Consider the following 23,976-nt stretch of genomic DNA (forward strand, 5'->3'; position numbering starts at 1 on the left):
TTCCAAGGGGGTTTCACTTCCAATACCAACACTTGCACAATTTTACAATACCATTCCCAAAAATCCTTGCAATGCTTTAAAATGCGGTGTATCAGTCATAACCATGAGACTTTTAAAAGAACGGCAACAAATCATCGCCTTTGGGAACAAAATGCTCAAAGCTGGCCTGACCACCGGTTCCGGGGGAAATATCAGCTGTTTTAACCGTGAAAAACAATACATTGCCATCACCCCCAGCGGCATTGAATATCCCCGGCTTGAACCCCGGGATATTGTCATACTGCATCCCGACGGCACCCTGTTTGAGGGAGAAAACAGGCCGTCCAGTGAAGTGGGCTTTCATCTGTCTTTATACAACCGGCGCCGGGATATTAACGCTGTGGTACATACCCACTCCACCTATGCCACCACCTTTGCCTGTTTGAACAGAGAAATTCCCGCCGTCCATTACCTGGTGGGTTTTGCCGGAAAAAAGGTCCCCCTGGCACCCTATGCCACCTATGGCACCCCGGAACTGGCGTTAAACATTGCAAAAACCATTGAAAACTACAATGCAGTGCTTCTGGCCAACCACGGTGTGGTGGCTGTGGGAAAAGACCTCACCTCAGCCTTTAATACGGCAGAAGAAATTGAACTTGTGGCAAGAATCTGTTACCAGGCGGAATGCATTGGAAAACCCGTGATCCTTTCCGATGAGGAGATGGAACGGGTGATTGAAAAATTTGCAGATTACGGCCCCCGGGGACACAATGATTCAAAATGATATGTACCAAAATCTTTGTATTTTCAATATCTTTAATGGATTAGTCGAAGGACTTTCCCACTTTTCCCAGACAAGCCGTGCAGCCATCATCTACGCAAGGGACCCGGCATCCCCATTACAGGTTTATGACCCCCAGCATCTTCTAAGGGGACATGAGGTCAAGCTAAAGGAACTATATATGGATGCCGGAGGCTGGCGGGAAAATCTAATACAAAAAATATCCCGGCAACCCCGTGGCCACTTTATACCTGCTAACAATCTCCATCTTGCCGGTTTAATCTCCTTTGGCGGCAGTTCCCACAATTTTTTCTATCAAATGTGGTTCACTGACCACCACCCGGACATGTGCTCCATCTTCCCCACCGAGCGATGGCTGGAACATGCGGGATGGCTCATGGCCCAGGATTTTTCATCGGAGAGCATTTCCATGGGCACTTCGGGCCATGTGCTTCAAAATCACGCCATCCACGCCATCACCGATCACATTGTGGACGTACGAAATAAACTCCTGGGCCTGGACACCCGCATGCTGGTGCACCCCATTCTGGACACCATCCTTCAGCTGTCCAAAACCCGGGAAGAAGGATCATGGCCCCGGGGAAAACTGATATTTGTGGACCCTGAAATGCTGGACAACCTTAATTTTATTGCAAAAATACAGCGTCATGAACGACCGGTCATGGCCAATGTAAAGCATATCCGAAAATTGCTACTTGCCGTTGAGTTTTCCAATAGAAAACTGGTTTCAGACGGCCACACCATCATCGGCATCTCTGATTCCGACACTCCTCCTTCGGCCATTGCAGTGAGATTTTCCGGGGAGCACGGATTTCTGGAGCTTGAAGGAAAACAGATCTGTAGTTTTTACGACGGATCGTTTCATTCATCCACCCGCAAGGCCAAACTGGTGGAACTTGAAGAACTGCTGCTTGATTCCAATCTGGACACAGAGGTGAGCACTGCTCTTTTCAAGGTGATCAATAGACTGGTACACAGTGCAGAGAACAATCGTCACGGCTGCACCCTGGTGCTGGATTTGAATAAAGTACCGGTCAAGGTTTCAGGGCATATCCTTGAACCCTGCCTGGATCTTCTGGAGCTGAAGAATCTGGATCTTGCCACATCTCTGCTGAAAATTGACGGTGCTCTCCACATCATGTCTTCCATCGCCCTCAGGGGATTTGGTTGCCTTTTGGATGGAAAAGCCATTGAAGGAGAAAACATGGCCCGGGGAGCACGCTATAACTCAGCCTTAAGATTCACCGCAGAACATGACAACGTCATTGTGGTGGTGGTTTCCTCCGACCGTCCGGTTTCCATTATCCACCATGGCATAGAGCTCAATGCATTTTGCGAATGGAATCCCCTTCCCGGGTTTCCCTCTGAACCCCAATCATTAACGTCTTATATTAATGGAGTACTACCATGAGCGAGCACACCCACGACCATGCGCACAGCCATGACCACGGTCACACCCATGACCATGGCCACACCCATCACCACGAACATACCCATTCCCATGATGGGCACCATCATAGCCATGAAATGAGTATGGAAGAAAAAATAACGACCCTGTTAAAGCACTGGATTGATCATAATAACAGCCACATGGAAACATACCAAAGCTGGGCACAAAAGGCAGAAGACGCCTCCCTTGCACAGGTGGCAGGACTGTTAAAAGAGACCGCAGAAGCGTCAGGTGAGATCACCGAAAAACTCAATGCAGCATTAAAAGCCATCGCCGGGTAAAAAAATCGGAGGTCGGGCTGTTAGCTGTTACACCTTGGCCTCTTTTTTATTGCTGGAACCACGTTTTCCCACAAGATAGGGATAAAGCTGGGAAAGAAGCATACCTGCCATCATCAGCACACATCCAAAAAATGCCCGCCCGGAAAGCATCTCATTTAATACAAGCCAGCCCCCCAGGGCCGCAATGACAGACTCAAGACTCAACAATATGGCAGCAGATGCAGGGTGACTGCCCTTTTGCCCATAAATCTGAAGGGAATAAGCCACCCCCACGGAAAACACCCCGCCATAAACAATGGGAAGGGCGGCAGCGCTTATGCCCTGCCATGTGATCTCTTCAAAGACAACAGCCACACAAAGACTCAATACAGAGCACACCCCGCATTGAACCATGGACAGCTGCACCGTATCTATGCGATTGGCCAATCTGCCGATGATCACCACATGACAGGCAAAACAGAATGCCCCCAGAAATTCAAGAAAATCACCATATTCAATGCTCATATCCCGGGTGATACTCAAAAAATAGAGCCCCACAGCAGCAAGCAAAGCCCCGCCCCAGATGCCCGGGCTGGATTTTTGTTTCCACAACAATCCGATGAAAGGAACGATCACCACATAAAGCCCTGTGATAAACCCTGCCTTGCCCGCCGTTGTATACACCAGTCCCACCTGCTGGAGGGATGCGCCGGAAAAAAGGAAAATACCGGCAAACACACCGCTTTTCAGGACAAAGGAAAGGGATGGAGCCGTTGTAACCGTCACTATTTTATCCTGCTGTCTTTTTAAGCCCACCAGTAAAAAAGGAAGAAGGGAAGCGCCGCCCAGGGCAAATCGAATGCCGTTATAGGTAAATGGTCCCACATGGTCCATCCCCATTCTCTGGGCAACAAAGGCAAACCCCCAGATGGTGGCGGCCAGAAGCAATATCAATTCTGATTTAAATGTTTTAAATTCCATGGTATGAAGGCCTTATGATCGGTTTACTTAACTTTCTTTCGATGTGAATATGGAACAATTTTGGTTCACAGACAGTCAAATTTATTTTTCTATCAGCGTTTCCATGGCCACGGCCGAAATGGAAATTTAAGTCAGTTTAGTACGCACGATGGGGTTTTTAAATATCAGAAGAAAAAAACAAGTCAAGGTAATTTTCCCCAACCCCCACGGGGTGGGACAAAGGAGATCATGGCAACAAACAATCTGGATATAGACACACTGGCAGGACAGCGGCTCATGGCCGGATTTAACGGAACAAGATTAAATGATGAAATAAAATATTTAATCCGCGATCTCAGGGTTGGCGGCATGATATTGTTTGCCGGAAATGTGGAAAACCCTGAACAGGTGGCGCTGTTGTGCCGGGAAAGCCAGGCCTTTGCCCGGCAATGTAACTGCCCGCCTCTGTTCCTTGCCATTGATCAGGAAGGGGGACAGGTGGCAAGACTCAAGGCGCCCCTGTTTAAGGAATTCCAGGGGGCTCCAAAGATAGACACACTGGAAAAAGCAGAAACAATGGGCCGACAAATGGCACAGCTTTTGAGTAAACTCAATCTTAATATGAACCTTGCACCGGTGATGGACACGGTTCCCAGTGGCTTCCGGGGCATCATGAATCAACGGGTTTTTAAAGGAGATCCACAAACTGTTGCAAAACTGGGCATGGGGGTTATCCGGGGACTTCAAAATAATGGCGTCATGGCTGTGGCCAAACATTTCCCCGGCATCGGCAGAACCACCCTGGACTCCCACCTCCATCTCCCGATTCTTGACACCACAGAACAAGTACTGATGCAAAGCGACCTTGTACCCTTTAAGGTGGCCATTGAAAATAAAGTGTCAGGGGTCATGCTTTCCCATATTCTCTACTCCTGCCTGGACCCAGGGTGGCCGGCAAGCCTGTCCCCCGGCATTGCCAAGGCTTTTTTAAGGGATCGCATGGGGTACCGTGGCCTTGTGGTGACCGATGATCTTGACATGCAGGCCATTAAGCATGACATAAAAATTTGTGTACATCAGATATTAAAGGCCCACATAGATATGTTTCTCATCTGTCACAGCGGTCCAGACATTGACACAGCCGTCAAAGAGACCCGCAGACTTCTTTCCCAAAACCCGTCAATGCATGACAGCGGCACGGCATCGGTAAAAAGAATACTGAATGCAAAAAAACAATACCTGGTCGGGGGATAAGAAGTCTGAGATTCTTTTCAACTTTTTTGCTGGCCTTCAAAAAGATGTTACGCCGTAAATTCTCAATAACCCTGGGTGATAAATCTGATTCAGCCCATTAAGCGCCGGGTTGAACTTGAAATAAATTTCTGAATACCCGGGCTTATTGAGAACTTAGGTTACGCCTTTGTAAATATTCGGTTTGATTACACCCTGGTGCGGGAAAAGACATCATGATCAAGCTGGCACAGGGTGCCGTCCTGAATAAGGCGGTGCCCCCTGGCAGCAATCATGGCAGCATTATCACCGCAAAGGGATAACGGTGGCAACGCCAGGGTCATCTTCCGGGCTGCGGCATCCTTTGCCACCCGTCGGCCAAGGGCCGTGTTGGCAGACACCCCCCCGGCCAGGGCCACCGTGCGGCATCCCTTAACCCTGGCAGCATTGATCAGCTTAAAGGAGAGTACATCCAGCACCGCCTCCTGAAAAGAAGCTGCAATGTCAGCCACATCTTCCGGGGTCAACGGTTCTTTTCGCTGCTGTAAATGCCGGGCAACCGCAGATTTTAAACCGCTGAAGCTGAAATCAAACCCTTCCTTATCCAGATAGCTCCTGGGAAAACGAATTTTACCGGGATCTCCTTTTGCCGCCAACTTCTCAATGACGGCCCCGCCGGGATAGCCCAGGCCCAACATTTTTGCCACCTTATCAAATGCTTCGCCGGCAGCATCATCCCGGGTCTGGCCCATGAGTTCAAAATCATTGGGGGAAGTGACATGGTAAAGATTGGTGTGTCCCCCCGACGCCAGGAGTATGACAAAGGGAAGAGATGGCGGTGTTTTTCCCAGAAAAACGGAATATATATGTCCTTCCAGATGATTTACTCCGGTCCAGGGAAGCCCCCGGGCCCAGGCAAAGGCCTTGGCAAAGGAAAACCCCACCAGAAGAGCCCCCACCAGCCCCGGCCCCCGGGTGGCCGCCACCCCGTCAATGTCATCCATGGTGATACCGGCAGTTTCAAGTGCCTGGGTGACAACGGGCAAAATGGCTTCCATGTGCATACGCGATGCCAGCTCCGGCACCACACCGCCATATTTATGGTGCACTTCCACCTGGGTTGATACAATGGAAGAGAGAATCTTGCACCCATCTTCCACCACGGCCGCTGCGGTTTCGTCACAGGAGGACTCAATACCAAGAATAATCATCCGGAATCAGACCCATTCCACCTGGGGCTCTGAAGCCTCCCGGGCGGTTATCTCTCCAATGAGAAAGGCTTTCTCTTCCATGGCGCTGAGACGATCCATCACCTCCTGGGCATTTTCTTCAGGTACCACAACAATCATGCCCAGCCCATTATTAAATGTACGGTGCATTTCCCGCTCATCCACATTCCCGGCCTTTTGAAGAAAAGAAAACACAGGGGGAATGTCCCAGCTTCCGCTCTCCACCTTCACCTTACAGGCATTGGGAATCACCCGGATGATATTCTCATCAATCCCCCCACCGGTGATATGGGCAATGCCATGGATGGGAAGATCCCGGGCAAGGCCCAGAAGGGTACTGCAATAAATGCGCGTGGGTGTTATCAGCTCTTCACCAAGGGTTTTTCCAAGATCCGGGATATGGGTATCCACCTTGTATTGACAGGCATCAAAACAAATTTTACGCACCAGGGAGAACCCGTTACTGTGAACACCGCTGGAGGCAATACCGATTAATTTATGACCATTACGAATTTCTGATCCGTCAATGATCTTGGCGTTGTCCACAATACCCACGGAAAACCCTGACAGATCATATTCTCCGTCGTGGTACATTCCCGGCATCTCTGCGGTTTCACCGCCGATAAGAGAGCATTGGGCTTCACAACATCCCTTGGCTATGCCCTCGATGATACTGGCAGCCTTGGTATTATCCAGATTACTCATGGCAAGGTAATCAAGGAAAAAAAGCGGTTTTGCCCCCTGGACCACAATATCATTCACACACATGGCCACAAGGTCAATGCCGATGGTATCATGACGATCCATCATAAAGGCAATTTTAAGTTTTGTGCCCACCCCGTCTGTGGAACTGACCAGAACAGGATTTGAACAGTTGGATAGATTCAGGGAATAGAGGCCGCCAAAGCCACCGATTTCTCCCATGACACCGGATCTGGGTGTGGATTTTGCAAGCGTTTTAATGACGCCGACAAGGTCATTTGCTTTATCAATATCAACGCCTGCATCGGCATAGGTTATGGACTCTCCCATGTGATTGCTCCTAAAATTTTTTATGTGAAAATGCTGGCAGACCAGAATTCATTTTCCATCTTTGTTGCGGATAAACCCAAATAAAAAGTTAAATTTATCCATGGTGATTATTAGATATAAAGGCTTAAAATTAAGTCAAAAATTCTAAACTTATTCTGTTCAATTGTCAAAACTTTTTTGACATCAAGCCCATGATCATGTATTTCACATTTATATTTAATGCAACTTTATCAACAGACTTCGGGAGATTTTGTAATGAAGGATATAAATATCGGCATACTGGGGTGTGGCATAGTGGGCACCGGCGTGGCAAAGCTTCTCATGGAAAACCATGAATTGCTTAAATCACGCATCGGCACGGGACTAAACCTTAAATACGTTGCAGACCTGGACACCCACACCCCCCGGGGCATCACCTTTAAAGAGGGTGTTTTTATTTCCGATGCAGAGCAAGTCCTCAATGATCCAGACATTGACATTGTGGTTGAACTCATCGGCGGCAAAACCATTGCCCAGACATTTACCCTTAAAGCTCTGGAAAACAAAAAACATGTGGTAACGGCCAACAAGGCACTCATTGCCTCCCATGGCAACGAACTTGTGAAAACCGCCACGGCCAATGGAGTGGAATATGCCTTTGAAGCCAGTTGCGGGGGATGCATGCCCGTGGTTAAAAGCATTCGGGAATCCCTGGTGGGCAATCGCATTGAATCTTTCACAGGGATTTTAAACGGTACTTGCAACTACATTCTCACCAAAATATCCAAAGAGGGATGTCCCTTTGGGGATGCCCTGAAAGAGGCCCAGGCAAAGGGGTATGCCGAAGCGGACCCCTTTCTGGATGTGGAAGGCCACGATTCCGCCCACAAACTTGCCATCCTTGCAGCCCTGGCCTACGGCATGGAGATCAATCTTGGGGATATCCATGTGGAGGGCATCAGCAACATCACTCCCATGGACATTGAATTTGCCAGGGAGTTTGGTTATTGCATTAAACTTCTGGCCATCAGCAAAAATGAGGATGACACAGTGGAGGCAAGGGTTCATCCGGCCATGATCCCCCTGGATAACCCCCTTGCCCATGTGGACAAAGCCATGAACGCCATCACCATTGACGGTGACGCTTCGGGACAGACCATGCTCTATGGTGCCGGGGCCGGCATGATGCCCACGGCAAGTGCCGTGCTCAGCGACATTGCGGACATTGCAAGAAATATCATTTCAGGGTGCGGCCAGCGGGTGCCCATTTTGTCATATCCCGGGGACAATATCAAAAAGATTGCCGTTAAACCGGTGTCTGACATTAACACCGGATACTATATTCGCCTGGCAGCCCTGGATCAACCCGGTGTTCTTTCCCGGGTGTCAGGCATTCTGGCAGAATACGGCATCAGCATTAAATCTGTCCACCAGAAAGGTCGCCGGGCCAATGGTACAGTCCCCATTGTCATGACCACACACATTGCCAGGGAAAAAGATGTGCAGGATGCCCTTGCTAAAATCTCCAACCTGGATTCCATACCGGAAAAATCCATTATCATTAGAATTGAAGACAAACTCAACGATCAATAGGACAACAAAAATGAATATCATCTGTTCGGATCTGGAAGGGGTTTTTATCCCTGAAATCTGGATCAATGTTGCAAAAAAAACCGGCATTGAAGACCTGAAGCTCACCACAAGGGACATTTCAGACTATGATGTGCTCATGCAAAAAAGGCTTTCTGTCATGGCGGCCCATGGGTTAAAATTAAAGGACATCACCGATGTCATTGCCACCATGGACCCCATTGAAGGGGCCTTTGAGACCCTGAACTGGATTCGTGAAAAATATCAGATCATCATCTTGTCTGACACCTTTGAGGAGTTTGCAAGGCCGTTGATGAAAAAACTCAACTATCCGGCCCTGCTGTGCCACAGCCTCACCATTGCCCCGGACGGAAGTATCAGCGATTATAACCTGCGCCAGGCCAGCCAGAAGAAAAAAGCCATCCAGGCATTTAAATCCTTGAATTACAGAACCATTGCATTTGGGGATTCCTATAATGATACCGCCATGCTCAAGGCGGCGGATCATGGCTTTTTATTCTGCCCCCCGGACAATGTGATTAAAGAATTCCCGGAACTGGCTGTCACCCGTAATTATGATGAGTTAAAGGCAAAATTGACAGAGCTTTTAGAATAATAACTCAACTTTCGGGCTTCATTTCAAAGCCGGCATTTTTAAATGCACCGATGAGCTCAGTGTGCCGACGGGGTCAGGCTTTTGTTATTGATGTTATCGACCAAGACCTTTGCCAACGAAAAAAGCCTCGATAATGTCAATAACGAAAGCCTGACCCACCACGAAGTGCGAACACCGAAAGTTGAGATAACAAAAAAGGCACTTGATAATTCAAGGACCAGCGCCCCCGGTGGGCCGTTGTCAGATCTGTAAAATAAAGGATCAAAGGTCCATCCAGAATAAAAAAAGCCCTTGGCAGAAAAAGGGCTTGACTTGCCCATCCACTTACCCTATATTACCCGGGTTGTTGCGGGGTGGAGCAGTCTGGTAGCTCGTCGGGCTCATAACCCGAAGGTCAGAGGTTCGAATCCTCTCCCCGCTACCACATAACGATATTAAATTTTCTACCACGTTGTTTTTTGTGTTGCGGGGTGGAGCAGTCTGGTAGCTCGTCGGGCTCATAACCCGAAGGTCAGGGGTTCGAATCCTCTCCCCGCTACCACACAATGGTATTAAATTTTTTATCATGACATATTTTAGTTTTTTGTGTTGCGGGGTGGAGCAGTCTGGTAGCTCGTCGGGCTCATAACCCGAAGGTCAGAGGTTCGAATCCTCTCCCCGCTACCATATATATAAAATTCCAAATAGGGAAGATCATAATCGGTCTTCCCTTTTTTGTTTTTTTACAACTGCCACGGGCAGATCATATTGGCGATCGGATCTGCCCACAACAAACATTGAACCCAGCTCAGCAACAAGACCTTACACCCACCACCAGGGCACGCCGATCTCCATTGGGAAGGCAGTAGCGCTTTATATCCACATCAAAACAACTGCCGTCAACCTCTTCCACCTCCTCTGTGGACAAATCTCCCTTCATGGCAACAATCTTCCCCTGACTTGACAAAAAAGGCAGGGCCAGATCCACAAAACGACCCAACCCAGTAAACGCCCGGGACACAGCCATATCAAATTTTCCGGCATACTTGTCATCCCCTGCCAGAATCTCCACCCGGGAGTGAAGAGCTGTGGCATGGGATAAATTTTCCATGCGCACCACATGATTTAAAAAACTGACTTTTTTTCTGGAGGCATCCACCATTACCACACGAATATCCGGGCGGCATATTGCAAGCGGAATTCCCGGAAATCCTCCACCGGACCCCAAATCCACCACCGCTGCACCCTGGGGCACCCAGGGGATCAGAGCCACGGAATCCACAAAATGCTTCACTGCCATTCCAACAGGATCAGTGATGGCGGTAATATTGAATTTTTTATTCCACTTGATTAATTCAGCCGCGTGAAAGGCCATGGCATCCAGCTGGTCTTTTTCAATGCGCACCCCCATCTGCCCTGCCCCCCGGGCAATCATCTCCATCCACTGATCATCAAAACATTTCATTGTCATTTTTAATAAAGCCCCATCCCCAAATACACTCGAAAAACAAATTTAAATACTTGTCCAATATTTCACTTTCATCCAAACCGGAAGTACATCCATTTCCATTGACATACCATACAGCCTCCAACGGCAGATACGGAACACCGACCAAGCAACCATACCGCCGGACCAAATACCCAAAAACAAATTTTACGGAGAATACCTGTTTTTATATTGACTTTCACTCTTGATACAATTATAATAACAAAATTTTTTATTATGTGCTTTAAACACCCGCAAAGCTGATAATAGCAAAGCAATTTTCATTTATCAAATATTAAAACGATTTAGAAGACACAGACAATTTTCACCGAATATCCCTGATATGGACAATGGTGACAGCTGAATTGTGTATTAATTTCAGTTAAAGGATTTTTTGATCATGCTTAAGGACTTAAAAAGAGTAAGGAATATCGGAATCAGTGCCCACATTGATTCAGGTAAAACAACGCTTACAGAAAGAATTTTATTCTATACAGATAGAATACATCAGATCCACGAGGTAAGAGGCAAAGACGGTGCCGGCGCGGTCATGGACTCCATGGAACTTGAAAAAGAACGAGGTATCACCATTGCCTCTGCTGCCACCCACTGTGAATGGAAGGGAAATGATGTTAACATCATTGACACCCCCGGCCATGTGGATTTCACCGTGGAGGTGGAGCGGTCTCTCAGGGTTCTTGACGGTGTGGTGCTCATCCTCTGCTCGGTTTCCGGCGTTCAATCCCAGTCCATCACCGTTGATCAACAAATGAAGCGCTATGAAGTTCCCTGTATTGCATTTGTAAACAAATGTGATCGAAGCGGTGCCAACCCCTACCGGGTGGCCAACCAGCTTCGGGAAAAACTGGGGCACAACTCCGTTTTAATGCAGATCCCCATTGGCCTTGAAGATCGCCTGGAAGGTGTTGTGGATCTCATCACCATGCAGGCCTACTATTTTGAAGGTGATAACGGTGAAACCGTTGTGGTCAAGGAGATTCCCGCCGAATTGATGGAAGAGGCAGAAGAAAAACGGGAAATCATGATTGATGCCGCATCCATGTATTCCGATGATCTCACCGATGCCATCCTGGAAGAAAAGGAAATCACGGAAGAACTTATTGTGGATGCCGTGCGAACCGGTACCATCTCCCGTCAGATGACACCTGTTTTCATGGGATCCGCCTATAAAAATACAGCGGTTCAACCCCTTCTGGATGCTGTGCTCAAGTTCCTGCCCGCCCCCATTGACATTGAAAACGAAGCCATTGATCTGGACAACAACGAAGAAACCGTTACCCTGACCAGTGATTTTGAAGCCCCCACCGTGGCCCTTGGATTTAAGCTTGAAGACGGCCAATACGGCCAGCTCACCTATATCCGTGTATACCAGGGAACCCTGAAAAAAGGCGACACCATCATCAACTCCCGGGACGGCAGAAAAGTAAAAGTGGGCCGACTCATCCGCATGCATTCCTCGGAAATGGAGGACATTGATGAAATCCCCGCAGGCCACATCGGCGCCATGTTCGGCGTTGACTGTGCTTCCGGGGACACCTTTGTCAGTCCCAGTGTTAACTACTCCATGATCTCCATGCACATCATGGAACCGGTTATTTCCCTGTCTCTTGCCCCTGTGGACAACAAATCCCAGATCAACATGTCCAAGGCCCTGAACCGATTCACCAAAGAAGATCCAACCTTTAGAACCTATGTGGACAAGGAAACCGGGGAAACCATCATTCAAGGCATGGGAGAGCTTCACCTTGAAGTGTATGTTGAACGAATGAAACGGGAATACAAGGCCGATGTGAACACCGGTCAACCCCGGGTTGCCTATCGGGAAACCATCACCAAAAAGGCTGAGTTCAATTACACCCATAAAAAACAGACCGGTGGTTCAGGTCAGTTTGGCCGGGTTTCCGGATTCATGGAGCCGTGTGAAGAAGAATTTGAATTTACCAACAAAGTTACCGGTGGACGAATTCCCACCCAGTTTATTTCCTCCTGTGAAAAGGGCTTCCTTTCCTGCATGGACAAAGGGCCCAAAATGGAATTCCCTGTCACCGGTGTGAAAGTCACCCTGATGGATGGTGCCTTCCATGCGGTGGATTCCTCTGAAATGGCCTTCCAGGCAGCTGCCCGGGGGGGATTTCTTGAAGCTTATCTCAAGGCAAAACCGGTTATCCACGAACCCATCATGAAGGTGGTCATTGAAACCCCCAACGAATTCCAGGGCTCTTGCATGGGCTTGATCAACCAGCGTCGGGGAATCATCCAGGGCTCCCAGGAAGAGGGAGTCATGTCTGTGATTGAGTCCCAGGTACCTCTTTCTGAAATGTTCGGTTTTTCCACAATTCTTCGTTCTGCCACCCAGGGCAAGGCCCAGTTTACCATGGAATTTGCCGCTTATAAGCAGGTTCCCCAGTCCGTGGCTGAAGATATCGTAAAAGCCAAAGAAGAAGAAAAGAAGAAAAACTAAAAACAGACTTCACCCGGTTTTTAATAATAAAAGTCCGGGGTTTCAAATTTTGCTATGGGTAAACCAATGCACAATATGGGTTCTGCCCGGGGCAATGATAAACAATGAAAACCGGGCCTGCTTTGACAGGCCGGGTTTTCTAAGAATAGATAAAGTGAGGTAAAAATGCTGAGAAAAGATCTTATCCCCAAGAGCCCGGTGATTCAAATACTGGGCAAAGAAAATCTTGAACAGGGCCGTTTCGGCGTCGTGGTTTCAAGGGCCGGTGTCGGAAAAACACAATTTCTTGTTCAGGTGGCCATGTGCTGGCTGCTGGATGGTAAAAAAACTATTCACATCAGCCTGGATGACCCCATTGATAAAATCAATGTTCGCTATAAAGAGGGATATACCAATCTCATTGACAGTGTGGGGTACATTGATCCCGTAAAAGCCAATCGGCTCTGGGAAGACATTGATACCTGCAAACTGGGTATCAGCTACAATGAGAGCAACTTTTCCTGCGACAACATTCGGGAATACCTGACCACTCTAAAAAAGGAAAATCTGGAACTGCCAGCCATGATGGTCATTGACGGCATTGACTTTGACCAGGACAATACCGTTATCCTGGAAGAAGCAGCAAAGCTGGCCGATGATTTTGCCATTTCCACCTGGTTTTCCATGAAAAGTCACCGGGAAGAGGCCCTCACCCCGGAAGGATTCCCCCCCCAGCTGGATAAAACCAAGGATCATTTTGACAAGGCTCTTTTTCTCAGTCCCCAGGAAGACAAAATCGAAGTGGTTGTCCTGAAAGACGGTGACAGTGAAAATAAAATTTTTCTCCTTGATCCGGCAACAATGATGCAATCTTAACCGTTTGGGGCACCTTGAGATTCACACCCCCCTTTTATGATGGGTGAACATCTGGAATAGGCGCGCTTATTACCATGACATATCCGGGAATATTGCAGTTTAATATTCCCGGCCGTCATGGTTTTTTTTATGTGAAAGGGAGAGAACTCCCATCAGAAATTGACAAATGGCCCCGAACATCCTGGCGCTGCCCTGGCTGCCCAGAGGGGGAAGCCCGTGCTGTTTTATATCAAAAAGATAAAATTCTTTTATGTCTGATCCCAGGCGCTTAAATATTTTTTCACTGCCCTGGACATCCACCACAGGATTGTTCCGGCACTGTATAATTAAACCCGGAGCCTTGATTTTCTTTACAAAGGGTTCTGTCTGATCCAGAAATTTTTCCACCTGTTTCATGCCTGCAACAGGATTTTTATCATACCCCCCCGGTGAATTCACAGAACCGTTTCCATCCTCTACCTTTTTTTCCGACGGTGTTCCGGCTTTCTTCATCATCTGTTGCCACCAAACCCCTGAAGATGCCGTAAACGAGGTAGAAAAGTCCTTTATGGAAAAAGGTGGGGACACGGCAAAAAAAGCAAACGGATCCAAACTCCGGGCCTGAAGGTATATGGCCATGCTCCCTCCCATCCCCACGCCTCCCACGGCAAAACGAGAACGAAGATGACGCACCACCACCAGGGCCTCCTCAGCGGACTCCAGCCATTGTTCAAAACTGACCCCGGCAAGGTCCTCCACAGAGGTACCATGCCCCTTAAGCCGTGGTACATACACGGTAAAGCCTTTGTCATTAAGATGGGTTGCCAGGGGTTTCATTTCTCCGGGGGATGACAGATAATCGTGGAGAAGCAGTACTGCCGGGGTATCTTTATTTCCCCTTAGGAGCAAAGGGGCGCCACACCGTTTATCCCGGATTATTTCATCAGATTCAGATTTCATGAAATCAGCCTCAAACTCACTTTGATGTTTGGCCAAAAGCTGTTCTCTGATCAGCTCAAGAATTTCATGTCCCGATTTCACTGCAAGCTCCTTGAAATACGCCTGGAGTGAAACAAGGGGTTCCACCTCATTGGCAATGACAGACACCGGGTTTTCCACCCTGGCCGTGTGAAATTCAGAATGAGTGGTAAATTTTGCCTGATTTTTATTAAATTGATCACCTTGAATAGAAACAACCCCTGTTTCATAAGCCACCCGCATGAAATCCTCATACCGGCTAAAACGGTCGTCAATGAGGATATGCACTTGATTATCATAAAGGCTTTTGTGGAAATGGCAATGCAGCGACATGTTACAGGCCTGGGTGGCCAGAAATGCCCGGCACCGGAATTCATAACCGTCAATGATTTTTCCGTCATCGGGCAGATATTTCAGAATGGATGCAAAAATATGATCATAATTCAAGGTGGTCATGCCATACACCTGGGACATGTATTGATTCATGAGGTCAAGGGCCCCTGATCGCATCACATGGTTGGAACTTAAACGGGGAGAAAATTCCACCCGCCGCCGGGAGGTGACATCACTTTCCACAAATCCGTTGGAAAAAATATCCCGCACAGAGATGGCCCGGCCAAAGCGGATATCCACATCCACACCGGAAAACACCATGGTGCCCTCGGTCATCAGCTCATCCATCATGCGTCGGGAAGGGTTGTCTATCATGTTCTGTGCAATGCGGCTGAGCATATTTTCCTTGGCCCGCACCGGATAATAGGTGATATTCACCGGCATGATAAAGGTTTCATTATCCAGCACTGTATCCGGTGAATCTATTTCATAAATTTCCACCAGACGATTAAATTCATCAAGATTTTTTTCCCTGGCTCGACGGAGTCGTTCCCGGTAAAATTCTGTGCGAAGGGCAATGGTGGCAGCCCCGGTGTGGGGGCGCTGGAACTCGCCGTCCTGATAGATTCGAAACCCCTCATCCACCAGAATTTTTTTATTTTTAACCATGAGTCCTTCGGGGAAAATAATGCACTCGGCCCTGCCGGATAACAACCCTTTAACAATGAGAAAATCTCTCCGTGGATCTTTGGTGGACACGGCCCCCATGGCTTCCAGGGTTCCCTTTAAAGCGCCCTGGAACAACTCCGCCGCCGCCAGGGACCACACCGGTTTTTTGGTGATCCCATGGATGTGGTAAGGAAGAAACACCGTTTCAATGCGGGTGAAATGGTTGGCCGTATAAATAATGGACCCCCGGGGAATATTTTCTTCACCATGGAGGGTCACCCGGGTTTTTGAAAACCCGGAGAATGCTTTAAAGGCATACCCGGACATGTAATAGGCAAATCGATTCATTGGTTGTCCCTGTAAAATGCTTTCAGGCAATTGCCTGACTTTCAAACATAACCCTTGACCGCAACCATAATATTTCTTAAATTATGATTTTGTCAAAAAATTATTATCAAAAAGCCTAAGGAGCTGCTTTGTATTCTAAAATATTAATTCTTCATTTTCCACCGGCTGTGGCCCAAAAAGCGGTGGTGTGCTACCTGACCAAAAAATATGACCTGCTTTTCAACATTCTTGGGGCCAAGGTGTCCAACAGCAAGGACGGCTATATGGTTCTTGAAATCTGCGGTACCCGGGACAATTATAAAAAAGGGGTCAGATACCTGAAAAATCAGGGCGTCCGGGTCAGTTCCGCAGAACAGGAAATCTGGCGGGACACCTCAAAGTGCACCCATTGCGGTGCCTGCACGGCAGTGTGCCCCACCCAGGCCCTTTATGTAAAACGACCGGAGATGGAAGTTATCTATGACAAGGACAAATGCACTGTGTGTGAGCTGTGCATTGTCACCTGCCCCACCCGGGCCATGGGGCTTTATTCCTCCAAAAACACCGAAGACATGCTTCAGTGAAAAAGAAAATTGCCATTGCCGTAAGCGGAGGGGTGGACTCTCTTGTGTCTGCCTTTCTGCTGAAACAACAGCCACACACAGAATTGTTCGGTATTCATTTTACCACAGGATACGAATCCCACCCCGTTGACATCCCGTCCCTTTCCCGGCAACTGGGGCTGAAGATACTCACCGTGGATCTGTCCCGTCAGTTCACCCGACATGTGGTGGATTATTTTACCACCACCTATCTTTCCGGCAAAACCCCCAACCCATGCATCATCTGCAACCAGACCATCAAGTTCGGCTCATTGGTGTCGGCAGCCGTTCAGCACGGGGCCACCCACCTTGCCACGGGTCATTATGCCAGAATGAAAATCAATGACCAGGGTATCCCTGCCCTTTACAGGGGAATGGACAGCATCAAGGAGCAGTCCTATTTTCTGGCCATGCTAACCGCAAATCAGCTGCAGAAAGCCATTTTCCCATTGGGAAACATGACCAAACAGGAGGTGGTGGCCCTGGCCCGGTCCCATAATCTTTCTCCACCGGAACAAAAGGAGAGCCAGGATATCTGCTTCATTAAAGAGTCCTCATTTAGCGATTTCATTGTTACCCATACCCGGAAAGAAACATTCAGGCCCGGCCCCATTGTCACCCCTGCCGGGGATACATTGGGGCAGCACAAGGGCTTGCATTGTTACACTGTGGGCCAGCGCCGGGGCTTGAATTGCCCGGGGCCTGCCCCTTACTATGTTAAAAAAATTGACATGGAAAACAACCGGCTGGTGGTGGGATTCAAGGAAGATCTTCTGGAAACTCATTTTAAAGTGAAACAGGTGAACTGGCTTCTGCCCACCCCCCTTAAAAGTCCCATCACCGTTGAAGCCAAAATCCGATACAGCCACAAAGGAGAAACTGCACAGATAAGGCCCTGTGGCAGTGACGGCATTGCAGTGGAATTCAACCGACCGCAAAACGCTGTAACCCCCGGTCAAGGTGCTGTTTTTTATATGGATGACAGGGTGATCGGCGCAGGAATCATTCAATAACTGCCATGGCAGACCTTATTCTGATCCGGCTCTGCCCACAACGAAGATTCAAATACTCCCCTGATTCACGGAGTATTTCATATAAAAAAAAATGGAGGAGGTAACTCCTCTCCCGGACCCAAGGCCCAGGGGGGGTACCGATTTTTTATGAAATTATTTTACATCACCACGCTGGGATGCAAGGTCAATCAATATGAATCCGACGGCATTGCATCAGAACTCATGGCCCATGGCTGGAAAGCCACCTCACAATGTGAAAAAGCAGACATCTGCATTATCAACACCTGTGCAGTGACGGCCCGGGCCACCCGGCAATCCCGCCAGGAGACCCGCAGTATCATCCGAAGCAACCCCCGGGCCATGATCATTGTCACCGGATGCCATGCCCAGACCGCAGCCCAAGAGATCAGAAAGATAAAAGAAGTGGATTATGTCATCGGGCATCATGATAAATTCAACATTGCCAAAACGATTATTGCAGCATTTCCCCCGGACCATGCAACAAAAAAAGATCTCCCCGGCAATCAAAACTCTGAAAATAAAGCAAAATCACCGAACCCGACCTCGGCAGAAACGCCCCTGGAAAACGTTAAAGACCCCTTATCCAATGCCTGCCATGACACCGATTTTCAATCTTTTCCTGCGGCAGTCACCGGCGATAACACCCGGGCCTATCTGAAAATCCAGGATGGATGCAACTCTTTTTGCACCTATTGCATTGTTCCCCATGCCCGGGGAAGAAGCCGGAGCATGCCCCGGGAGGAAGTGATGTCCCATCTCCGGGCACTGGATGAAAAAGGGTATGCCGAAGCCATTTTAACGGGAATTCACACCGGGGCCTATGGACTTGATTTTAAAGAAAAAAGCTCCCTGGAGGCCCTGTTAAGGGACATTGCCCGGGAAAAACCCATCCACCGCATCAGATTAAGCTCTGTGGAACCCAGGGAGCTCACCGATAACATCATTAACTTCATGGTCAACAACCCCATGTTCTGTGAACACTTTCACATTCCGCTTCAAAGCGGGGATGATGAAATTTTATCCAGAATGAAACGGCCCTATGATGCGGCCCTGTTCAAATCCCTGGTCATGAAAATTCGCAGGAAAAAACCCTTTGCCGCCATTGGTGTGGACATTCTCCAGGGTTTTCCAGGAGAAAATGAAGAGGCTTTTAAAAGCACCTTTAATCTTATCCGATCCCTTCCCATCACCCATCTTCATGTTTTTCCCTTTTCCCCCAGGGAAGGAACCCCGGCCTTTAATTATCCGGACAAGGTGCCCCGGGATATTATCCGGGAGAGGTGCACCATCATGCGAAGCCTGGGTGAACGAAAGACCCGGGAATTTGAAACCAGAAACCTGGGCCGATCCCTGGAAGCGGTTATTCAGGATAAAAGAGATGGGGTAACAGGCAAATTAAAGGCCATGACATCCAATTACCTCACCATCCAGGTGGAGGGAGCGGACGAGCTTAAAAAAAAGGTGGTTTCCGTTGAATTGAATCACATTGATGGAAATACGCCCCCGATTCTTTCGGGGCAGGTGCTGTCCAGCCAATGAAACGTTATTTTTCCTCTGCCATGCATCCAAGGATCAGATACCCCGCTCGGCTTTAATGCTCTCCCAGGCTTCCTGAATCTCCCGGAACTTGTCACCGGCAAGGGCCGTGAACTCCTCGGGCAAGCCCTTGGATGCAATTTTGTCTGGATGATACTCAGCCACCAGTTTGCGATAACTTTTTTTAAGCTCCTCATTGGTGGCAGTTTCATCACATTTTAGAACGGCATAGGCTTTATTCACGGTTTTAACATACCGGGCCTTTATTTTTTCATACTCAGCGGCATGGATTTGAAATATTCTTCCCGCCGATTGAAGAAGTACCTCTTCCTGGGCAGAGATGGCACCGTCTGCCGCAGACACCCGGAACAATACATCCATCATGAACTCAATGATTCTGGGCTGGACCCTGAATACCCGGTAAAACTGCAGGGCAAAGGCATCAAAACTCTCCGGGGAGTTCAGAGCTTGACGAAAAATATTCACAGCGCTGTTTCTGCCGTCTACATCCAGATTGAGATCCCTTGTCATAAAGGTCTCAATGGAGGCAATTTCAGAATCGGTCACCCTGCCGTCGGCCTTGGCCAGCTTGGCCAGCATGGAAAACGCTGCCACAAAAAAGGTCATCTGGGCCTGTTCATCCGAGGAAAGACCGGAAGAAAGCACACCCCCCCGGGAAAGATACCGCTCCTCTTTTTTATCAAAGCCATGCCCGAATGCAGCCCCTGCCACGGCACCAATGGGGCCTCCCAAAGCAAAACCGATTGTACCGCCCACCACTTTTCCAAGCCATCCCATATTGTCTACCTTTCCATAGTTTCAATATTCATCATCCGGCACAGACATGATACACGCATCTGTTTGGATTTTGTTTTGCAAGGGAATAATCCAGGCAGATTTTCAAAGGAGCTGCCTGATGATTCCTTATCCACCGCTGTTTTAATTTGCACCATTACCATTTCTGGGATACCATTTTTTCTTCCTGGTCCGGTTCTTCACCGGCGCACACCGGGATTCAATGGCATCGTTTCCCAAAAGGTCTGTCACATCCTTGAAAAGCCCCGGGGCCGGTTCCAGACGATCTGTTTCTGAAAGCTGAATCACCACAGACGAGCCCCCCTGGATGTGCACAGTGAGATACACCGGACACTCCCCCGGGTATCTGTCCACGATATCTTTTAATTTTTCCAGCACATTTTCCCCGGCTTTATCGGTGTGAAGATTGATCAGAATGCTGGATGTCCACTCTTTTTCCGCCATCTCCATGGGCACAATGCGATCGGCCAGGAGTTTAACCGTGTTTTCTTTTTTCTGAACCTGACCCTGGACAATCACCGGGGCCTCATCGGAAATCAATTGGTGAAACTCTGCATAGGCCTCGGGAAACACCACCACCTCCACACTGCCCTGGATGTCATCCAGGGCCACAAAGGCCATGAGATCCCCTTTTTTGGTTTTTAATATTTTCAAGGGGCGGATGGTGCCCCCCACACGCACCCCCATTTTGTCCGGGGCCCCATGAAGGGTGGTGGAGGAGTAATTGGCATAGGTGGCAAGAATTTTCCGGTATTTTTCCAGGGGATGCCCGGTGATATAAAATCCAAGGGTCTCTTTTTCCAAAGCCAGAAGATCGTTGGTGTCCCACTCTTCAATGTCCGGCATTTTGGGAAGAGTTACCGGGGCCGCAACACCCCCTTCCATGTCGGCAAAAAGATCCATCTGGGAGTCAGCCTTTTCCCGCTGGATACGATTTCCATGATCCAGGGCATCTTCCAGGGTGGCCATGAGCTGACTGCGTTTTGCGCCTGTGGAATCAAAGGCACCGCATTTAATCAATGCTTCCAGCACCCGCTTGTTCACCTTGCCAAGGGCCACCCGCTCGCAGAAATCATAGATGGTTTTAAAGGGTCCCTCACTGTCCCTTGCCTCCACAATGGATTCAATGGCGGCAGTGCCCACATTTTTCACGGCAGCCATGCCAAACCGAATGGCTGAACTGGTAACTGTGAATACGGCATCGGATTCGTTGATATCCGGGGGCAATACATCAATGGACTGGTTCCGGCACTCCTCCATGTATTTGACCACACTGTCGGAGTTGCTCATTTCACTGGTCATCAGAGCAGCCATGTATTCCCGGGGGTAATGGGCTTTTAAAAAAGCTGTCTGAAAACAGATAAGAGCATAGGCCGCACTGTGGGATTTGTTAAACCCGTATCCGCCAAATTTTTCCATGAGATCAAAGAGCTCTGCCGCTTTTTTTTCACATAGATTGTTCTCTTTGGCACCCTTTAGAAAAAGGGCACGGTGCTCCTCCATCATGGCGGCAATTTTTTTACCCATGGCTTTACGAAGCCCGTCAGCATCGGCCATGGAATAGTTGGCCAGGACCCCGGCAATTTTCATCACCTGCTCCTGGTAGAGGATCACTCCATAGGTTTCTTTTAGGATGGGCTCAAGTTCCGGGAACAGGTACACCACCTCTTCCCGGCCATGTTTTCTCTCCACATAGGAGTCTGCCATGCCGCTGTCCAGGGGACCGGGCCGATACAGGGCCACCAGGGCCACAATATCGCTGAAACAGGCGGGCTGCAGCCGGGTGATGAGCTCTTTCATGCCCGAGCTTTCCAGCTGAAAAACCCCTGTGGTATCAGCTCGGCCCAAAAGTTCGTAAGTCTCCTTATCATCAAAATCCAACTCCAGAAGATCGGGAATGGGCTTATTCTGTTTTTTAAGAAGCGCCAGGGTATTTTTAATGACTGTGAGGTTACGAAGTCCCAGAAAATCAAACTTCACAAGACCCAGATTTTCCACATAGTTCATGTCAAACTGGGTGACAACTTCCCCCTCTTTTCCCTTATATAAAGGAAGATACTCCACCAGGGGTTTGTCGGAAATCACCACTCCGGCGGCATGGGTGGAGGCGTGGCGGGGCAAGCCCTCAAGCAGCAGGGAAATATCCAAAAGTTCCTGGATCTCGGGATGACCATCGGCCTTGTCCGGAATGGCAGGCACCTCTTCCATGGCAAGGGTGAGATTTTTGGCACCGTCGGGAACCATTTTTGCGATCACATCCACCTCGGGCAGGGGAACGCCTAAAGCCCTTCCCACGTCCCTAAGCACAGCCTTGGCCTTAAGCTTTCCAAAGGTGATGATCTGGGAGACATACTCCCCGCCGCCATATCGGTCAATGACGTACTTATAAACCTGTTCCCGCCCTTCAATGCAAAAGTCCACATCAATATCCGGCATACTGATACGGGCCGGATTTAAGAATCGCTCAAAAATCAATCCATGCTCTATGGGGTCAAGGGCCGTTATCTCCATGGAGTAAGCAACCATGCTGCCGGCAGCCGATCCACGGCCAGGCCCCACGGGAATATCGTTTTCGTTGGAATAGCGTATAAAATCCGCCACAATGAGAAAATAACCGGGAAAACCCATGTCCAGAATTATGCCAATCTCGTAATCCAGACGTTCCCTGTAAAGTTTTTCATCAATATCCGGGTTTTTTCGTTTCAGTACAGCCAGTCGTTTTTCAAACCCTTCACGCACCTGACGGTCAAAAATCTGATCCACGGTTTCGTCGGTGTCTGTTTCATATCGGGGGAAATGATAGGTTTTATCATCAAATTCCACATGACACCGGGCTGCAATTTTACAGGTATTTTCAATGGCACCGGGGTACTGCCCCAGGGAATCCATCATCTCCTGGGGGGATTTAAAGTAGAGCTGATCCGAATCAAATTTAAAGCGATTTTCGTTATTCAGGGTGTCACCGGTCTGGATGCACAAGAGAGCCTCGTGGGCCCTGACATCGTTCTTTGACAGATAGTGACAGTCGTTGGTGGCCACCATGGGAATGGAAAGGCGCTGACTTACATCCAGTAACCCCTGGTTAACCGTCTCCTGGATGGCCATTCCGTTGTATTGAACCTCCAGGAAAAAATTGTCTTCCCCAAAGGTTTTCATGAAAAAACGGGCAGCCTCATCTGCCTCATCCATCTTTTTTTCAAGAATACGCTGGGCAAGTTCTCCCTTAAGGCAGGCAGACATGGCAATGAGCCCCTTGCTGTACTGAACCAGCATCTCTTTATCCACCCGGGGTTTATAATAGAATCCTTCCAGCTGGGCCCTGGAGGCCAGTTTACAAAGATTTGTATAGCCTTCCCTGTCCTTGGCAAGCAGCACCAGGTGGTTTAACTTTTTATTATCCTGGGCTGTTTTGTGTTCAATGGTTCTGGGGGCAACATACACCTCACATCCAATGATGGGCCGAATACCGGCCTTAAGGGCTTTAGCGTTAAAGGGGGCAGCACCAAACATGGTGCCATGGTCGGTCATGGCAACGGCATCCATACCAAATTCCCGGCATTTATTCAGCAGGGCATCCAGGCGGATGGCACCATCCAGCAGAGAATACTCAGTATGAACATGGAGATGATAAAAATTTGATGCTGATGCAAAATCTGTCATTGAAATATTGGCCTTATATTACTGAAAAACTTCTTATAACTGCCACGGGCAGGCCATATTCTGGCCTCGGCCTGCCCGCAACAAAGCTTGAAATACCCCCCCCGATTTGAGGC

The 23,976-nt window shown here is 48.7% G+C and carries 18 protein-coding genes and 3 tRNA genes; 14 read left to right on the top strand and 7 right to left on the bottom strand.

What is annotated here, in order from left to right; genetic code table 11:
- The first annotated feature begins 103 nt into the window (after window positions 1–103).
- Genes B9A32_RS17130 through B9A32_RS21905 form a run of 3 tightly spaced genes read left to right on the top strand, consistent with a single transcriptional unit; the run spans window position 104 to window position 2,512 of the window.
- Window positions 104–763, top strand: coding sequence for an L-fuculose-phosphate aldolase (locus B9A32_RS17130; RefSeq protein ID WP_084071231.1), 660 nt, complete (start codon window positions 104–106; stop codon window positions 761–763).
- Window positions 750–2,192 (top strand): DNA integrity scanning protein DisA nucleotide-binding domain protein, encoded by a 1,443-nt coding sequence (locus B9A32_RS17135; protein ID WP_084071232.1) that lies wholly within the window; start codon window positions 750–752, stop codon window positions 2,190–2,192. Before B9A32_RS17130 ends, B9A32_RS17135 begins: the two co-directional genes overlap by 14 nt.
- Window positions 2,189–2,512, top strand: coding sequence for a DUF8180 domain-containing protein (locus tag B9A32_RS21905; protein WP_084071188.1), 324 nt, complete (start codon window positions 2,189–2,191; stop codon window positions 2,510–2,512). The genes B9A32_RS17135 and B9A32_RS21905 overlap by 4 nt, the downstream gene beginning before the upstream one ends.
- Before the next feature lie 27 nt (window positions 2,513–2,539).
- Here the strand turns inward: B9A32_RS21905 and B9A32_RS17145 are convergent, their stop codons facing one another.
- Window positions 2,540–3,472 carry a DMT family transporter gene (locus B9A32_RS17145; RefSeq protein ID WP_084071189.1) on the bottom strand — a complete coding sequence of 311 codons (933 nt, stop codon included), beginning with the start codon at window positions 3,470–3,472 and terminating at the stop codon, window positions 2,540–2,542.
- 228 nt (window positions 3,473–3,700) lie between these two features.
- On the opposite strand from B9A32_RS17145, the gene B9A32_RS17150 reads away from it, so the two are divergent.
- Window positions 3,701–4,705: a glycoside hydrolase family 3 N-terminal domain-containing protein gene (locus B9A32_RS17150; protein ID WP_084071190.1), complete on the top strand. Its 1,005-nt coding sequence runs from the start codon at window positions 3,701–3,703 to the stop codon at window positions 4,703–4,705.
- A 185-nt stretch (window positions 4,706–4,890) separates the two neighbouring features.
- Here the strand turns inward: B9A32_RS17150 and tsaD are convergent, their stop codons facing one another.
- Together tsaD and purM are read right to left on the bottom strand one after the other, a co-directional pair.
- Window positions 4,891–5,892, bottom strand: coding sequence for a tRNA (adenosine(37)-N6)-threonylcarbamoyltransferase complex transferase subunit TsaD (gene tsaD, locus B9A32_RS17155; protein WP_084071191.1), 1,002 nt, complete (start codon window positions 5,890–5,892; stop codon window positions 4,891–4,893).
- A gap of 6 nt (window positions 5,893–5,898) precedes the next feature.
- Window positions 5,899–6,942 carry a phosphoribosylformylglycinamidine cyclo-ligase gene (gene purM / locus B9A32_RS17160; protein WP_084071192.1) on the bottom strand — a complete coding sequence of 348 codons (1,044 nt, stop codon included), beginning with the start codon at window positions 6,940–6,942 and terminating at the stop codon, window positions 5,899–5,901.
- 255 nt (window positions 6,943–7,197) lie between these two features.
- On the opposite strand from purM, the gene B9A32_RS17165 reads away from it, so the two are divergent.
- The 5 genes from B9A32_RS17165 to B9A32_RS17185 all read left to right on the top strand — a co-directional run bounded on the left by B9A32_RS17165 (window position 7,198) and on the right by B9A32_RS17185 (window position 9,793).
- Window positions 7,198–8,514, top strand: a complete 1,317-nt coding sequence (locus B9A32_RS17165) for a homoserine dehydrogenase (protein ID WP_084071193.1) — start codon at window positions 7,198–7,200, stop codon at window positions 8,512–8,514.
- Between the two features lie 10 nt (window positions 8,515–8,524).
- The gene (thrH, locus tag B9A32_RS17170; RefSeq protein ID WP_084071194.1) at window positions 8,525–9,127 is read left to right on the top strand and encodes a bifunctional phosphoserine phosphatase/homoserine phosphotransferase ThrH; all 603 of its coding nucleotides are present in this window, start codon (window positions 8,525–8,527) and stop codon (window positions 9,125–9,127) included.
- Between the two features lie 347 nt (window positions 9,128–9,474).
- Window positions 9,475–9,551, top strand: a tRNA-Met gene (locus B9A32_RS17175).
- 40 nt (window positions 9,552–9,591) lie between these two features.
- Window positions 9,592–9,668, top strand: a tRNA-Met gene (locus B9A32_RS17180).
- Between the two features lie 48 nt (window positions 9,669–9,716).
- Window positions 9,717–9,793, top strand: a tRNA-Met gene (locus B9A32_RS17185).
- 121 nt (window positions 9,794–9,914) lie between these two features.
- Here the strand turns inward: B9A32_RS17185 and rsmG are convergent.
- Window positions 9,915–10,571, bottom strand: a complete 657-nt coding sequence (gene rsmG / locus B9A32_RS17190; RefSeq protein WP_212637987.1) for a 16S rRNA (guanine(527)-N(7))-methyltransferase RsmG — start codon at window positions 10,569–10,571, stop codon at window positions 9,915–9,917.
- Between the two features lie 421 nt (window positions 10,572–10,992).
- Between rsmG and fusA the strand changes: the two genes are divergently transcribed.
- Window positions 10,993–13,074: an elongation factor G gene (gene fusA / locus B9A32_RS17195; RefSeq protein WP_084071196.1), complete on the top strand. Its 2,082-nt coding sequence runs from the start codon at window positions 10,993–10,995 to the stop codon at window positions 13,072–13,074.
- A gap of 165 nt (window positions 13,075–13,239) precedes the next feature.
- Window positions 13,240–13,929 (top strand): hypothetical protein, encoded by a 690-nt coding sequence (locus tag B9A32_RS17200; RefSeq protein WP_084071197.1) that lies wholly within the window; start codon window positions 13,240–13,242, stop codon window positions 13,927–13,929.
- Between the two features lie 99 nt (window positions 13,930–14,028).
- On the opposite strand, the gene B9A32_RS17205 is transcribed toward B9A32_RS17200, so the two are convergent.
- The gene (locus tag B9A32_RS17205; protein ID WP_084071198.1) at window positions 14,029–16,236 is read right to left on the bottom strand and encodes a serine aminopeptidase domain-containing protein; all 2,208 of its coding nucleotides are present in this window, start codon (window positions 16,234–16,236) and stop codon (window positions 14,029–14,031) included.
- Between the two features lie 128 nt (window positions 16,237–16,364).
- On the opposite strand from B9A32_RS17205, the gene B9A32_RS17210 reads away from it, so the two are divergent.
- The 3 genes from B9A32_RS17210 (at window position 16,365) to mtaB (ending at window position 19,390) form a co-directional block, all read left to right on the top strand.
- The gene (locus tag B9A32_RS17210) at window positions 16,365–16,799 is read left to right on the top strand and encodes an NIL domain-containing protein (RefSeq protein ID WP_084071199.1); all 435 of its coding nucleotides are present in this window, start codon (window positions 16,365–16,367) and stop codon (window positions 16,797–16,799) included.
- Window positions 16,796–17,830, top strand: a complete 1,035-nt coding sequence (gene mnmA, locus B9A32_RS17215) for a tRNA 2-thiouridine(34) synthase MnmA (RefSeq protein WP_084071200.1) — start codon at window positions 16,796–16,798, stop codon at window positions 17,828–17,830. The genes B9A32_RS17210 and mnmA overlap by 4 nt, the downstream gene beginning before the upstream one ends.
- A gap of 147 nt (window positions 17,831–17,977) precedes the next feature.
- Window positions 17,978–19,390 (top strand): tRNA (N(6)-L-threonylcarbamoyladenosine(37)-C(2))-methylthiotransferase MtaB, encoded by a 1,413-nt coding sequence (gene mtaB, locus B9A32_RS17220; protein ID WP_084071201.1) that lies wholly within the window; start codon window positions 17,978–17,980, stop codon window positions 19,388–19,390.
- A 33-nt stretch (window positions 19,391–19,423) separates the two neighbouring features.
- Here mtaB and B9A32_RS17225 read toward each other — a convergent pair whose 3' ends face one another.
- Both B9A32_RS17225 and dnaE read right to left on the bottom strand, forming a co-directional pair.
- Entirely contained in the window at window positions 19,424–20,185 is a 762-nt protein-coding gene (locus tag B9A32_RS17225; RefSeq protein ID WP_084071202.1) for a TerB family tellurite resistance protein, read from the bottom strand.
- Window positions 20,186–20,326: 141 nt separating this feature from the next.
- On the bottom strand, window positions 20,327–23,863 hold the full coding sequence (gene dnaE / locus B9A32_RS17230; protein ID WP_084071203.1) for a DNA polymerase III subunit alpha: 3,537 nt from the start codon (window positions 23,861–23,863) through the stop codon (window positions 20,327–20,329).
- Window positions 23,864–23,976 lie beyond the last annotated feature (113 nt).

The organism is Desulfocicer vacuolatum DSM 3385, from assembly GCF_900176365.1.
Lineage (GTDB): Bacteria > Desulfobacterota > Desulfobacteria > Desulfobacterales > Desulfobacteraceae > Desulfocicer > Desulfocicer vacuolatum.